We start from the raw sequence: 13,685 nt of genomic DNA, 5'->3' as shown, positions 1-13,685 counted from the left end.
CGGGTACTTCAGGGACGAACCGTCCCCAATTGCTCGGCCAGTTCGACCGGGTCCGTCGTAGGCCGCGCGCAGACGAAATGTCGACACACATACGCCGTCGGACGGTCGTGTACGAGTGTGCGCTCGGCCAGCAGGGGGAACTCACCCCCACCGCCGTCCGCCGAACGCGGCATTCCGGTCGCCACCACCGCCCCGGGAGCCGTCCCCAGCAACGCCGTCCGGTGCAGCGCCGCCCGAGCCGGATCCTCCAGGTGACCCACGACCGCCACCTCGCGCGGCCCGTCCAGCAGCGCCTCGGCGACCGCCAGCCCGTGCCCGATGAAGCGCGGAGCGCGCGGCCCCAGGGCGTGCACCACCCCGAGCGCCCTCTCGGCCGCCGTGCGGTGGGCCTCCGAACCGGTGTGCGCGGCATACGACAGCAACGCCCCGGCGGCGGCCGTCCAGCCGGACGGCGCGGCCGTGTCGGTGGGGTCCTGCGGCCGCCTGATCAGCGGCTCCGCGTCGTGCGCGGTGTCGTAGAGCGAACCGTCCTCGGCCGTGAACTGGTCCAGGACCAGGTCGACGAGGAACCCGGCGAACTCCAGCCAGACCCCCTCACCGGTGACGCCGGCCAGCGCCAGGAACCCCTCCGCCACATCGCCGTAGTCCTCCAGCACCCCGGCGTTGGCGCCCACGTGACCGTCCTTGCTCGTCCTGGCGAGCCGGGCCCGTCCGTCCATGTGCACGCGCACCAGCAGGTCGGCGGCCTCGGTGGCCCGCTCGATCAGGTCCGGCCGCTCGAAGTACGCCCCGCACTCGGCGAGCGCGGCGATGGCGAGCCCGTTCCAGGCGGCGACGACCTTGTCGTCGCGCCCGGGCGCGGGCCGCGTCTCGCGCTCGGCGAACAGCCGTGCCCGGATCGAGGCGATCCGCTCGGCATCCGCCGCCGGCCCGTCCTGGGGCAGCTGGAGCACGGACGTGCCGTGCTCGAAGGTACCCTCCTCGGTCACCCCGAAATAGGCGACGGCCAGCGCCCCGTCGTCCTCCCCCAGCACTTCCCTCAACTGGGCGGGCGTCCAGGCGTAGTACGCCCCTTCCACGTGCTTCCCGCTGAGCGGGTCCTCGCTGTCGGCGTCGAGCGCGGAGGCGAAGCCGCCCTGGTCGGTGCGCAGTTCCCGGACCGTGAAGTCGGCGGTCTCCAGGGCGACGCGGCGCGCCAGATCCGATCCCGTGGCGCGCCACAGATGCGCGTAGACCCGACAGAGCAGAGCATTGTCGTACAGCATCTTCTCGAAGTGCGGCACGACCCACTCCCGGTCCACGGAGTACCGCGCGAACCCGCCGCCGAGCTGGTCGTAGATGCCGCCCCGGGCCATGGCCTCACAGGTGTCGGCGGCCATCTGGAGCGCGCCCTCGGACCCGGTGCGGGCGTGGTGGCGCAGCAGGAACTCCAGCACCATGGACGGCGGGAACTTCGGCGCCCCGCCGAACCCGCCGCGCGTCGCGTCGTACTCCCGCGTCAGCCCGAGCAGCGCCTGCGCCAGCTCCTCGGGCCCCGGGGTGCCGGCCTTCCCGTAGTCCAACTGCCGCCCGGCCAGGTCCCGTACGATCCGCTGCGCGACGTCGGCAACCTCCTCGGGCCGCCCCACCCAGGCGGTCCGCACGCCTTCGAGGACCTGCATGAAGGAGGGCATCCCGTGCCGCGGCTCGGGCGGGAAGTAGGTCCCGAAGTAGAACGGCTCGGCGTCCGGGGTGAGGAACACGGTCATGGGCCAGCCACCCTGCCCGGTGGCGGCCTGCACGGCCTCCATGTAGACGGCGTCGACATCGGGCCGCTCCTCGCGGTCCACCTTGATGTTGACGAAGTGCTCGTTCATGTAGACGGCGGTCAGCTCGTCCTCGAAGGATTCGTTGGCCATGACATGACACCAATGGCAAGAGCTGTACCCAACGCTTAGCAGAACGGGTACACCGCGCTCCCTGGCCTCCGCGAAGGCCTCCGGCGCCCAGGGCCACCAGTCGACCGGGTTGTCGGCGTGCTGGAGCAGGTACGGCGAGGTCTCGTTCGCGAGGTGGTTCGGCATGGGGCCATCCTGCCGCACGAGATCACGTCAGTGACGAAGGAACGGGGCCAGGTCGTGGGTCCAGGCGTCGCGGGTGCGGGTCCAGGTGGCCGTGCAGTCCGCGCGGGCCGGGGTGGCGAGGTCCTGGTGGCGGGCGGGGGCGGCGCCGTAGACCGCGCAGCGGTGGGATTCGGCGCGGGCGGCGGGCGGGGCGTGTTCGTCCCCGGGGTCGGGGGCGGGGTCGGCCGCGGCCGCGGCCGCGAGGTCGTAGGAGCGGGCGGCGGTGAGGAGCGTCTGCTCGCCCTCGGGGTGGCCGCGCAGCAGCATCACCTGTGCGAAGTGGTCGGCGGCGTCCTCCTCGGCGCGGTCGTCGGGGGTGAGGTGCAGTGCATCCACGAGGGCGTGGCCCGCCTCGTGGTGGAGCGTCTCGCGGACGACCTCGGAGAGGTCCTCGTCCGGCCGTGGGGAGCCGGACCGCTCGATGAGCTCGCGTTCCTCGGTCAGGTCGTCGTAGCAGAGCTCGATGCGGTGTTCCTCCGGGTCGTAGCCCGTGCCTTCGCCCGCGCAGGAACGGGCGAGGACGGTGACGCGGTACGGGAGGGCGAGGTATGCGTTGAGGTCGGCGGTGACCGTCTCGGTGAGCTTCCGCCGCTTCAGGAAACGGGCACTGTCGCGGTCGGCTTCCGCCGGATTCTCATATCGCGGTACGAATCCCCTTGTGGGCCCTGCCTGTGCGCAGGCTGCCAGGCCCGGCATCAGCATGGCCGCGCACAGGACCGCGGCCGTGCGGCGCAAGGCGGTCACGCCCGGGTGCAGACGTGGGTGGTGGTGCTGCCGCTGCTCTCGATGTGGCGGATGCGGAGGGTGTTCTTCGCGTACTCGACGGACAGCTTCTGGCCGTCGTTCGTGTCGGGGTGGCCCGGAGGCCTCCACGGGAGGGTGAGGGAGACGGTCTCGCCGACCGTCGCGGGGACGGTGAGGGCCTCGCCGCCGGTCAGGCGCTGCACTCCCTTGGGGGCTTCGTAGACGTCCAGCACGAGGTGGCCGCCGCGCAGCAGGAAGCCGCCGCGCCAGGTGCCAGCGCCGCCGTCCCATTCGATGGTCCAGCCGCCGTTGCCGCCGCCGTCCGCCTCGACCGTGGCCTTGCCGCGCCCCGTGTGACCGCCGGGGGTGGTCGACTCGATGGTCCAGCCGCCCTTGATGAAGGCGTCGAAGGCGCGACCGACCACCGTGGGGGTGGCGGTGGGGGTGGACGTGACGGCTGGGGCCGGGGTGGAGGACGCGGGGGCGGTGGTGGCGGGCGCGGTGGCGGCGCCGGTGCTCGGTGCCTCCGGTCCGGGCGCCGCGGGCTCGGCCGGGTCTTTGCCGGCGCAGGCGGCGAGGAACGAGGTGCCCACGCCGATGGCCAGGTAGCGCAGCGCGTTGCGCCGCCCTATGAGGCGTGCCGCCGTGCGAATCTCTCGTACCGTCACCGGGTCTCCCGTCCTACACGTCGGATCGACAAGGGATGACTATAGGACGGTTGCGTTCCCGGTCTCCCAGGACCAACTCCCTCTGAACTAGCTCAGATTCCCTCGCGCTCGCGAGCGTCCCGACGGACACTTGTGGCACGTTGCCGGAGCTCTCTGAGGGGGATGCCGATGCGGGACAGCCATCGCGGTGAGGCCGAGCGGCTGTTGGGGCGGGCCGTGGACGAGGAGGCCCGGCGGACCGCGGCGGGCACACCGGTCGACAAGGCGGCGCTGCTGGCCCGCGCCCGGGAGGCGCTGGACGCGCTCGCGGCGAGTGCGGCTCCGGAGTACGAGGCGTACGTACGGGCCCTGGACGAGGCGGCGGCCGGGGAGCAGTCGCTCGGCGAGGCGTTCCGGCGCGGCAGTACCTCAACGGCCTTGCTCGTCACGGCGGTTGCGGCGGCGGCGGCCGTCGGGGCGGACCTGACGCTCGGTGTCGCGGCCGGTACGGCCCTGACCGCGGGGGCCGTCGCGGGCGTCGCGGGGGCGGTCGCGACGGTGGCGAAGGTGACGGCGCTGCACCTTCCGGCGGCGAACCGGCGGGCCGGTGAGCGGGGCCGGCCGGGCGGGCCGGAACAGCTGAGGCTGCAGTGGCTGTCGGCGCTGGAGGTACGCGGGATACGGCCCTTCCTGGAACAGCAGCGGGCGGTGGCCGCGGCGGCGCGGGCGCCCCGGCCGGCCTCCCGGACCGGCGCGCCGCAGCTGCGCGGGACGGACCGCAGCGCGGAGGCGCGGCGGCGCAGTGTGCTGGAGCAGTCCTTCGGGCAGCTCCCCGATCCGGCCGGGCCGTTCGCGGGCCGGCGGGCGGAGCTGACGCGGATCGCGCAGTGGGTGCAGGCGGCCCGGGCCAGTACGGAGACCCGCCCGGTGGTCGTGGTGCTGCACGGCGAGCCGGGGGTGGGCCGGACGACGCTGGCGCTGCGGGCGGCGCACGGGCTGCGGGACCAGTTCCGGGGCGCGTGCGTGGTGGATCTGCGGGGCGGCGACCCGGGCGCCCCGCTGTCGACGCGGGAGGCTCTGCTGCACCTGCTGAACCGGCTGGGCGCGCCGCGCGAGCAGCTGTTGTTCCGCGAGGGGGCTTCGGCGGAGCAGCAGGTGCGGCGGCTGGGCGAGCTGTACCACCAGCACTTGCAGGGCCTGCCGGTGACGGTGGTCCTCGATGACGCGGTGGACGCGGCGCAGGTCCGGATGCTGGTGCCGGAGCGGTCCGAGAGCCTGGTGCTGGTGACGGCGCGGGAGCCGCTGGAGCTGCCGGCGGACCTGGCGGCGTGGGTGCACCAGCTGCCGGTGGAGCGGCTGGCGGAGGCGGATGCGGCGGAGCTGGTCCGGTCGGCCGCGCCGGCGGGTACGGCCGGGGCGACGGGTATGGCCGGGGCGGCTGGGACGGCCGGGACGGCGGGTACGGCCGGGACGGCGGGTACGGCCGGGGCGGCGCCGGAGACGGACGCCGGTGCGGACGCCGACGCCGACGCCAAGGCCCGGGCCCGGGCGGACGAGGCGCTCGCCGCCGTGGTGGAGCTGAGCGGCGGGCTCCCGCTGGCGCTGCGGATGCTGGCCCCGCTGGCCCGCGCGGGCCTGACGCCCCCCGGCCCCGTCCTCACCCCGGAACCCGCCGGCGGCCACCCGGTGGAGCGCGCCCTCCGGGCCGCCGACGCCCGGCTCGCCGAGCCCGCCCGGCAGCTGCTGCGGTGGCTGCCGCTGGCCGGGCGGGCCTCCCTCGGCGGCGCGGCCGCGGCTGCGCTGGCCGACGTACCGGAGCAGGCGGCGCTGCGCACGCTGGAGGAGCTGTGGGAGGCCGGGCTGATCGAACGGGTGCGCGGGCAGCGGTTCCGGATGCACGACGCGGTACGCGCGTACGCCGCGGCCCGGCTGGCGGCGGAGGAGGACCGGGACCGGTCCTCGGCGGCCCACGAGCGGCTGATCCGCAATTACGCGCAGCTCGCGGACTCGGTGATCCGGATGGTCGACGGGAAGATGTCGACGCGGGCGAACCACTTCGGCAACCACGGTTTCACCTCGCTGGACGCGGCGCTGCGCTGGCTGGACGACGAGTCGAGCTTCATCACGGCGGCGCTGCGGCATTCGGAGGGGGTGGACCAGCAGGCGGTACTGGACCTGCTGGGGGCGCTGTGCGACTTCTGCCTGCTGCGCGGGGACCTGTACCGGCTCGGTGAGATCGACGAGCTGACGCAGGCGGTGGCGCTGGCGGCGGGCCACTCGGGCGGTTCGGGCGGGCAGCAGGGGCGGCTGGTGCGGTCGGTGCAGTGGCGTACGGGTATCGCTGCGCGCCAGCTGGGCGAGCTGGACAAGGCCCGCACCACGCTGACCTCGGTGGTGGACCAGTACATGGAGGCCCACCAGGAGGCGGGGGCGGCGATGGCCCTGGTCTCGCTCGGGATCACGCTGCACCACCAGGGCAACCTGCCGGAGGCCGCGGCCCGCATCCGCGAGGCGCTGGTGCTCCAGGAGCCGGCGGAGCTGGCGGGCGACCGGGCTTGGGGCCTGCACGCGCTGGCGGCGGTGGAGCGGGACCTGGCGCACCTGGCGGAGGCGATGCAGCTGCTGGAGCGGTCCCTCGTCCTCCACCGGGAGAACGAGAGCGTGCACGGCGAGGCGTGGGCGCACTTCCAGCTGGGACAGGTCTACCTGCGGGTCGGGGACGTGGGGCGGGCGGAGGCGGAGCTGCGGGAGGCGCTCGACCTGTACGGGCGTACGCGCGACGACCGTGGTCAGGCGTGGGCCCTGACCCAGCTGGGCCGGGCCCGGGTGGTGGACGGGGATCCGGGGCCGGCCCTGGAGAAGCTGCGGGAGGCGCTGGCCCGGCACCGGGAGGCGGAGGACGCGCGCGGCGAGGCGTGGACGCTGTACTACCTCGGGCAGGCGCTGGAGGAGGGCGGCGAGCGCGATCAGGCGGTACGGGAGCTGGAGCGGGCCCGGACGATGTTCTCGCGGATGCGGGACGTGTACGGGCTGGCGCACGCCCGGCACCACTCGGGCCGGGTGACGCGGGACCAGCGGGCGGCGCAGACGGGGAACCTGAGGAATTCCGGCTTCGCCCGTCAGCTGCTGGTGGACGCGCGGGCGGATTTCCGGCGGATCGGGCTGGCGCACGGCGAGGCGTGGACCTGCCTGGAGCTGGCCGTGGTGGACGCGGGCAACGGCAAGATCGCGCAGGCGCTCGGCCTGTGCGAGGAGGCGGTGCGGCTGTTCATCTCGTACGGGGACCGGCGCGGGGAGGACTGGGCGCGGTTCCTGCGGTGCACGATGCTGCCATACACCGACTTCACGGACCTGACGGTGCCCGGGGCTCCGGAGGAGGCACGGGCGGAGCTGGCCCGGCTGACGGCGGCGCCGCATCCGGCGCGGGACGGGCGGCTGGAGGACTGCCTGGAGTCGTACGGGGTGATCCTGGGCCGCGGGGTGGACCCGGCGGAGGGCTGGCAGGCGTGGCGGCTCGGCCTGGTCCCGAACCTGCACTCGCGGGAGATCATGGGCGTCCCGCTGCCGCCCGCGGACCCGGCTCAGGCCCCGGCGCCTGCCGTGTGACGCGCGGAGACCGCCCCCGGCCGGTCGGGCGGGAGCGGTCACACACGGCGGAGTCGGCCGGTCCGGTCAGCCGGTCCGCGGGCGGGTCTCAGCCGGTCCGCGGGCGGGTTCTCAGCCGGTCCGCGGGCGGGTTCTCAGCCCGTCCGGTCCGGGGCGGGGGCCGCGGTGCCCGGCTCGGGGGCCTCCTGGAAGTCCACCCGGCCCATGTGGCGGCTCATCGACTTCATCAGGCCCCACACGCCGAGGGCGAGGGCCGCGAACACGATGAACCCGAGGATTCCGGGGGTCACCTTGTTCTTGTCGAAGGTGTCGGCTGCCAGCGGGAGGAACTGGGTCAGTGCTGCCTGCGTAGCGCTCATAGCTACGCATTCTCCCGGATGCCCGCGAAGAGGTCGGACTCGGGGAGGGAAGTGTCGACGAGCGACTTCGCCAGCTCGTACTCCTCCGTGGGCCAGACCTCCTTCTGGATCTCCATCGGGACGTGGAACCAGCCGCCGTCCGGGTCGATCTGCGTGGCGTGCGCGACGAGCGCCTTGTCACGGATCTCGAAGAACTCGGCGCAGGGCACGTGGGTGGTCAGGGTCCGCTCCTTGCGCTCGAACTCCTTCCACCGCTCCAGCCACTCCCCGTACGGGGATTCCATGCCGCGCGAGAGCAGTGCCTCGTGCAGGGCGATGGTGCGCGGCTTGTTGAAGCCCTGGTTGTAGTAGAGCTTCTGCGGCTGGTACGCCGGGCCGAACTCGGCCTCCGGGTACTTCTCGGTGTCGGCCGCGCCGTCGAAGGCGACCATCGAGATCTTGTGGGTCATGATGTGGTCGGGGTGCGGGTAGCCGCCGTTCTCGTCGTACGTGGTGACGACGTGCGGCTTGAAGGCGCGGATCTTCTTCACCAGGCGGCCGGCCGCCTCGTCCACGTCCTCCAGCGCGAAGCAGCCCTGGGGCAGCGGGGGCAGCGGGTCGCCCTCGGGCAGGCCGGAGTCGACGTATCCGAGCCACTCCTGCTCGACGCCGAGGATCTCGCGGGCCTCGTCCATCTCCTTGCGGCGCACCTCGTGGATGTTGTCCTCGATGTACTTGTCGCCCTGGAGCTTGGGGTTCAGGATCGAGCCGCGCTCGCCGCCGGTGCAGGTCACGACCAGCACGGGCACCCCCTCGGACACGTACTTGGCCATGGTGGCCGCGCCCTTGCTGGACTCGTCGTCGGGGTGGGCGTGGACGGCCATCAGTCGAAGCTGCTCGGTCAAGACGGGATCCTCTGCGATTCGGCGCGACGGTCGACCTCTATATTGACCGAATCGGGGGATGGAAAATTCCGGGGGTGGGCCTGTGCGGCCCGGCCCCGCCCTGTCGGAAGGAACGATCGATGAGCACGGTGCGCGGAGGGCTGCCCGAGGGCCGTTACGGCCGTTCGGCGGACGAGCGTGCGGACCGGAAGCTCAAGATCGTCGGGGCGGCGCTCGGTGCCGTGCTGCTGGGCGTGATCGGCTGGATCGGCTGGGACTACGTCTCGGGGCAGAGCGTCAGCGCCGAGGTGATCAAGTTCCAGGTGGTCTCGGACACCGAGATCGAGGCGCACCTGGAGATCCGCAAGGACGCCTCGGTCACCGGGGTCTGCACCCTCAGCTCGCAGGACGAGGAGCACAATGAGGTGGGCCGCGCGGACTTCACGTTCGCCCAGCCCGAGGCGCGGGTGGACGAGGTCGTCACCTTGAGGACGACGGGCCGCGCCACGATGATCGAGCTGGTCGGCTGCCAGCAGGCGGCGTCCGCGACGCGCTGAGGCCCGGGCCGTGACACGGTCGGCGGGCAATCCGGCACGTGGGTCCTCCCCCTTTTCTTCCCGAATTGTTAGGCTCGTGGTTTCGTCCGCCGCTGGCGGCTTTGTAGTCCCCTGTACCGACGAGGAGCACCCGTGACCCAGACGAGCGAAAGCGTCACCTGGCTGACCCAGGCGGCGTACGACCAGCTGAAGGCGGAGCTGGACTACCTCTCTGGTCCCGCCCGCACGGAGATCGCCACGAAGATCGCAGCCGCCCGTGAAGAGGGCGACCTGCGCGAGAACGGCGGTTACCACGCGGCCAAGGAGGAGCAGGGCAAGCAGGAGCTCCGTGTGCGCCAGCTGACGCAGCTCCTGGAGAATGCCAAGGTCGGGACCGCGCCCGCGTCCGACGGCGTGGTGGCGCCCGGCACTCTCGTCAAGATCGCCTTCGACGGCGACGAGGACGACACCATGGAGTTCCTGCTGGCCTCGCGCGAGTACGCGTCCTCGGACTTCGAGACGTACTCGCCCCAGTCCCCGCTGGGCAGCGGTGTGCTGGGCAAGGCGATCGGCGAGGACGCCGAGTACGAGCTGCCGAACGGCAAGAAGGCCTCCGTCAAGATCCTCGACGTCAAGCCCTTCACCGGCTGATCACCCTTCTTCGTACGCCGATGCCCGGCCGGGTTCTCCCGGCCGGGCATCGGTGCGCGGAGGGGCGGTCGTACGGGCCTACGCGGTCGCCGAGCGGTACTTGCGGACCGCCAGGGTCCGGAAGACCACGATGATCAGCAGCGACCAGAGCACGGACGCCGGCACCGGGTTCTGCATCGGCCAGGCATCCGGGACCGGGTAGCCCTCCGGGAGGTTGCCGAAGAGCTCGCGGGCCGCCAGGACGGTGGCGCTGAAGGGGTTCCACTCCGCGATGTGCCGCAGGAAGGTCGGCATGTTGTCGGAGGGGACGAAGGCGATCGAGATGAAGGTCAGCGGGAACAGCCAGATCAGCCCGCCCGAGGTGGCCGCCTCCGGGGTGCGCACCGACAGGCCGATCAGGGCGCCGATCCAGGAGAAGGCGTAGCCGAGCAGGAGGAGCAGGCCGAAGCCGGCGAGCACCTCGCCGAAGCTCGTGTGGGTGCGCCAGCCGACGATCAGGGCGACGATCGCGAGGACGAAGAGGGTCAGCGTGGTCTGGACGAGGTCGGCGAGGGTGCGGCCGGTGAGCACCGCGCCGCGGGCCATGGGCAGCGAGCGGAAGCGGTCGATCAGGCCCTTGTGCATGTCGTCCGCGATGCCCGCGCCCGCGCCGGCGGTGGCGAAGGTGACGGTCTGGGCGAAGATGCCGGCCATCAGGAACTCGCGGTAGGCGGCGGGCGAGGTGTTGCCGCCGACGCTGATGGAGCCGCCGAAGACGTAGCTGAAGAGCACGACGAACATGACCGGCTGGATCACGCCGAAGATGATCATCTCGGGGATGCGGGACATGCGGATCAGATTCCGCTTGGCGATCACCAGGGAGTCCTTGACGCCCTGGACGAGGCCGCCGCGCGGGCGCGGTGCCGCGAGTTCCCGGATCGGGGTCGGGGAGGTGGTGGTCACTTCGCCGCCTCCTTCCGCGCCGCCTTGCGGCCCTTGGCATCGGTGGGGACGTCGGCCGCGCCGTCGCCGTTCTCGTCCGTCGTCAGCTCGGCCGCGTGGCCGGTCAGGGATATGAACACGTCGTCGAGGGTGGGGCGGCGCAGCCCGATGTCGTCGATCTCGATGCCCCGGCCGTCCAGTTCGCGGATGACCTCGGCGAGCAGCTTGGCGCCGCCCGACACCGGCACGGTGAGCTTGCGGGTGTGTTCCTCGACCGTGGTCTCGCCCTTGCCGAAGCCGGCGAGCACCTCGCGTGCGGTGGTGATGTGGTCGCGCTCGTGGACGACGACCTCCACGCGCTCGCCGCCCGTACGGGCCTTGAGCTGGTCGGAGGTGCCGCGGGCGATGACCTTGCCGTGGTCGACCACGCAGATGTCGTGGGCGAGGTGGTCGGCCTCCTCCAGGTACTGGGTGGTGAGCAGCAGCGTGGTGCCGCCGGCGACCAGTTCCTGGATGATCCCCCACAGCTGCTGGCGGTTGCGGGGGTCGAGGCCGGTGGTCGGCTCGTCCATGAACATCACGGGCGGGCTGACGACGAGGGCGGCCGCGAGGTCCAGGCGCCTTCGCATGCCGCCGGAGTACGTCTTGGCCGTGCGGTCGGCGGCGTCGGCGAGGTTGAAGCGCTCCAGGAGTTCATCGGCCCGGGCCTTCGCCGCCTTGGCCTTCATCTGGTAGAGCTGGCCGACCATCTGGAGGTTCTCGCGGCCGGTGAGGTATTCGTCGACAGCGGCGAACTGGCCGGACAGGCCGATGGCGCGGCGGACTTCGTTGGGGTGCTTGAGTACGTCGATGCCGGCGACGACGGCGTTGCCGCGGTCGGGCCGGAGCAGGGTGGTCAGGACGCGTACGGTCGTGGTCTTGCCCGCGCCGTTGGGGCCGAGCAGACCCAGGACGGTGCCTTCGGGGACATCGAGGTCCACGCCGTCCAGAGCCCGTACATCGCCGAAGGTCTTGACCAGGCCTTCGGCGTAGATGGCGCCTGGCATATGGATTCTCCCAGTCTGGATCGGGCCAGCAGGGTCGGGCCCAGCAGAATCGAAGCTTCCCTGGGCGAATCCTATGATCGCCGGGCAGGCCTCGCCCGGTCGGCCGAACGGATGGGACCACGCTATGGCGTCCCATCGCGTGCCGCACGGGATTTACGGGCCTGGCCGGCGCGCGCGGTCAGCCCGCGCCGAGGTACGTGACGTTCACGGTCAGCAGGCTCTCGCCCTGGCGGAGGGCGACGCCGTCCGCCTGCTTCGCGCTGCCCACCAGCAGGACCCAGTCGGTCTTCTCGTAGCTGAGGGTCGCGGTGCTGCCGACGGAGTGCGGCTGCCAGCCGAGGTGTTGCAGCTGCTCCCCGATCCTGGGCAGGGCGAAGTCCGCCTGCTGGGTGGGGAGGACGGCGGTCCAGTCGACGAGGCTCGGATTCTTCCGGCCGGTCGTCTCGGCGGTGGACTTGCCCTTGGCGGGGTCGATGCCCGCCGCGCGCAGCGCCGCCCGGACCTCCCCGTCCACGGCGTCCCGGCCGAGCGGCGCGCCCGTGCTCTTGGGGGTGGCCTTCGCGGGCGGCGACGCCGGGGCCGTGGAGGCGGCCACCGGGGCGGCGGCCGGACCGGCGGCGGTGTCGGCGGCGGCCGTGCAGCCCGCCAGGGCGAGGGCCGCCGACGCGGCCAGAGCGATGACGGCCGCTGCCTGCGGTCTGACACGTGTGTGCACCGTTGAGACTCCCACCCCATGTGAACGAGGCGGGAACCTTCACATTCCCGCCCCGAATCTGCCTCGTTCTGCCCATGAGTATCAGGTATGAGCGGGGCGGGGCCTAGAGGTGTTTCTCTTCAGCTCATCACCTTGTAACCGGCGCCGTGCAGCGTCCGGGCGACCTCCGCGCAGTGCTCGGGGCCCTTCGTCTCCAGGTGCAGCTCCACCTCCACCTCGGTGAGCCCGAGCCGCGGGTCGGTCCGTACGTGGCTCACGTCCAGTACGTTCGCGTCCACCACGGACAGCACGCCCAGGAGTCCGGCCAGGGCCCCCGGCCGGTCGGCCACCCGCAGCCGCAGCGACAGGTAGCGGCCCGCCGCCGCCATGCCGTGGCGCAGGATCCGCTGGAGCAGCAGCGGGTCGACGTTCCCGCCGGACAGGACGGCCACCACCGGACCCCCGCCGTACAGTTCGGGCTCGCTGAGCAGGGCGGCGACCGGGCTGCACCCGGCCGGCTCGACGACCAGCTTGGCCCGTTCCAGGCACAGCAGCAGGGCGCTGGAAAGCGCGTCCTCGGAGACCGTGCGCACGTCGTCGAGGAGCTCACCGATGATTCTGAACGGGATGTCGCCGGGACGGCCGACCTTGATGCCGTCCGCCATGGTGTTCGGGTTGTCGATCGACACCGGGTGCCCGACCTTGAGCGAGGGCGGGTACGCGGCCGCGCCGGCCGCCTGGACCCCGACGACCCGTACGTCCGGGCGCAGCGCCTTGACCGCGACCGCGATGCCGGCCGCGAGACCGCCGCCGCCGATGCCGACGAGGATCGTCCGCACCTCGGGGCACTGCTCCAGGATCTCCAGGCCCACCGTGCCCTGGCCCGCGATGATGTCGTGGTGGTCGAACGGGTGGATGAACACCGCCCCGGTGCGGTCCGCGTAGTCCTGGGCGGCGGCGAGGGTCTCGTCGACGACCTGCCCGTACATGCGCACCTCGGCGCCGTACTCCTGGGTCGCGGCCACCTTGGGCAGCGGCGCCCCGAGGGGCATGAACACCGTCGAGTGGACCCCGAGGAGGGAGGAGGCCAGCGCCACGCCCTGCGCGTGGTTGCCCGCGCTGGCCGCGACGACGCCGGCGGCCCGCTGCTCGGGGCGCAGGCCCGCGATGCGCACGTACGCCCCGCGCAGCTTGAAGGATCCGGTGCGCTGGAGGTTCTCGCACTTGAAGTGGACCGGGGAGCCGGTGAGCGCGGAAAGGTGCCGGCTGCCCTCCATCGCGGTGACCCGCGAGACGCCGGACAGCATCTTCTGAGCCCCCCGGATGTCGTCGAGGATGACCTGCGGGACGGGCTGCGGCACGCGGTAGTTCATGCCGCCAGTCTCGCAGCCCGCGAGGGCCCCGGCGCAGCGCGACGGCAGGGGCGAAATCTCGCCATCCGGGACGGCGGTGCGGCAGCCGTGGGGACGGGCCGTACCAGTTCTCGTACGAGGCGTACGAGCCGCCGCACGGCCGC

The 13,685-nt window shown here is 72.7% G+C and carries 12 protein-coding genes; 3 read left to right on the top strand and 9 right to left on the bottom strand.

The window, feature by feature from the left end; genetic code table 11:
* Positions 1-8: 8 nt before the first annotated feature.
* Genes ACGFYQ_RS33535 through ACGFYQ_RS33525 form a run of 3 tightly spaced genes read right to left on the bottom strand, consistent with a single transcriptional unit; the run spans position 9 to position 3,514 of the window.
* The gene (locus ACGFYQ_RS33535) at positions 9-2,063 is read right to left on the bottom strand and encodes a thioredoxin domain-containing protein (RefSeq protein WP_393749951.1); all 2,055 of its coding nucleotides are present in this window, start codon (positions 2,061-2,063) and stop codon (positions 9-11) included.
* A 27-nt stretch (positions 2,064-2,090) separates the two neighbouring features.
* Positions 2,091-2,846, bottom strand: a complete 756-nt coding sequence (locus tag ACGFYQ_RS33530; protein WP_393749950.1) for a DUF4344 domain-containing metallopeptidase — start codon at positions 2,844-2,846, stop codon at positions 2,091-2,093.
* Positions 2,843-3,514, bottom strand: a complete 672-nt coding sequence (locus tag ACGFYQ_RS33525; RefSeq protein ID WP_393749949.1) for a hypothetical protein — start codon at positions 3,512-3,514, stop codon at positions 2,843-2,845. Before ACGFYQ_RS33525 ends, ACGFYQ_RS33530 begins: the two co-directional genes overlap by 4 nt.
* A 168-nt stretch (positions 3,515-3,682) precedes the next feature.
* Here ACGFYQ_RS33525 and ACGFYQ_RS33520 point away from each other — a divergent pair, with 168 nt between their 5' ends.
* Positions 3,683-7,099, top strand: a complete 3,417-nt coding sequence (locus ACGFYQ_RS33520; RefSeq protein ID WP_393749948.1) for a tetratricopeptide repeat protein — start codon at positions 3,683-3,685, stop codon at positions 7,097-7,099.
* A 134-nt stretch (positions 7,100-7,233) separates the two neighbouring features.
* Here the strand turns inward: ACGFYQ_RS33520 and ACGFYQ_RS33515 are convergent, their stop codons facing one another.
* Complete coding sequence (locus tag ACGFYQ_RS33515) at positions 7,234-7,458, bottom strand: hypothetical protein (protein WP_393749947.1); 225 nt, start codon at positions 7,456-7,458, stop codon at positions 7,234-7,236.
* Positions 7,459-7,460: 2 nt separating this feature from the next.
* The gene (gene mca, locus ACGFYQ_RS33510; RefSeq protein WP_393749946.1) at positions 7,461-8,342 is read right to left on the bottom strand and encodes a mycothiol conjugate amidase Mca; all 882 of its coding nucleotides are present in this window, start codon (positions 8,340-8,342) and stop codon (positions 7,461-7,463) included.
* A 119-nt stretch (positions 8,343-8,461) separates the two neighbouring features.
* Between mca and ACGFYQ_RS33505 the strand changes: the two genes are divergently transcribed.
* Both ACGFYQ_RS33505 and greA read left to right on the top strand, forming a co-directional pair.
* Positions 8,462-8,878: a DUF4307 domain-containing protein gene (locus ACGFYQ_RS33505; RefSeq protein WP_393749945.1), complete on the top strand. Its 417-nt coding sequence runs from the start codon at positions 8,462-8,464 to the stop codon at positions 8,876-8,878.
* Positions 8,879-9,010: 132 nt separating this feature from the next.
* Positions 9,011-9,508 carry a transcription elongation factor GreA gene (gene greA, locus ACGFYQ_RS33500; RefSeq protein WP_030009952.1) on the top strand — a complete coding sequence of 166 codons (498 nt, stop codon included), beginning with the start codon at positions 9,011-9,013 and terminating at the stop codon, positions 9,506-9,508.
* A 78-nt stretch (positions 9,509-9,586) separates the two neighbouring features.
* Here greA and ACGFYQ_RS33495 read toward each other — a convergent pair whose 3' ends face one another.
* The 4 genes from ACGFYQ_RS33495 to ilvA all read right to left on the bottom strand — a co-directional run bounded on the left by ACGFYQ_RS33495 (position 9,587) and on the right by ilvA (position 13,542).
* On the bottom strand, positions 9,587-10,450 hold the full coding sequence (locus tag ACGFYQ_RS33495; protein WP_393749944.1) for an ABC transporter permease: 864 nt from the start codon (positions 10,448-10,450) through the stop codon (positions 9,587-9,589).
* Entirely contained in the window at positions 10,447-11,475 is a 1,029-nt protein-coding gene (locus ACGFYQ_RS33490) for an ATP-binding cassette domain-containing protein (RefSeq protein ID WP_393749943.1), read from the bottom strand. Before ACGFYQ_RS33490 ends, ACGFYQ_RS33495 begins: the two co-directional genes overlap by 4 nt.
* A 178-nt stretch (positions 11,476-11,653) precedes the next feature.
* Positions 11,654-12,190 carry a hypothetical protein gene (locus tag ACGFYQ_RS33485; RefSeq protein ID WP_393749942.1) on the bottom strand — a complete coding sequence of 179 codons (537 nt, stop codon included), beginning with the start codon at positions 12,188-12,190 and terminating at the stop codon, positions 11,654-11,656.
* 119 nt (positions 12,191-12,309) lie between these two features.
* Positions 12,310-13,542, bottom strand: a complete 1,233-nt coding sequence (ilvA, locus tag ACGFYQ_RS33480) for a threonine ammonia-lyase (protein ID WP_393749941.1) — start codon at positions 13,540-13,542, stop codon at positions 12,310-12,312.
* Positions 13,543-13,685 lie beyond the last annotated feature (143 nt).

Origin of the sequence: Streptomyces sp. NPDC048258 (assembly GCF_043201995.1) — a bacterium.
GTDB lineage: Bacteria > Actinomycetota > Actinomycetes > Streptomycetales > Streptomycetaceae > Streptomyces.
The sequence above is the reverse complement of the archived record's forward strand: the minus strand, read 5'-3'. Positions and strand labels throughout refer to the sequence as shown.

Bases quoted from the DNA above. Each gene is read 5' to 3' on its own strand.
- ACGFYQ_RS33505 (WP_393749945.1), top strand. From the start codon at position 8,462: ATGAGCACGGTGCGCGGAGGGCTGCCCGAGGGCCGTTACGGCCGTTCG.
- ACGFYQ_RS33535 (WP_393749951.1), bottom strand. From the start codon at position 2,063: ATGCCGAACCACCTCGCGAACGAGACCTCGCCGTACCTGCTCCAGCAC.
- ACGFYQ_RS33520 (WP_393749948.1), top strand. From the start codon at position 3,683: ATGCGGGACAGCCATCGCGGTGAGGCCGAGCGGCTGTTGGGGCGGGCC.
- ACGFYQ_RS33515 (WP_393749947.1), bottom strand. From the start codon at position 7,458: ATGAGCGCTACGCAGGCAGCACTGACCCAGTTCCTCCCGCTGGCAGCC.
- ACGFYQ_RS33490 (WP_393749943.1), bottom strand. From the start codon at position 11,475: ATGCCAGGCGCCATCTACGCCGAAGGCCTGGTCAAGACCTTCGGCGAT.
- ilvA (WP_393749941.1), bottom strand. From the start codon at position 13,542: ATGAACTACCGCGTGCCGCAGCCCGTCCCGCAGGTCATCCTCGACGAC.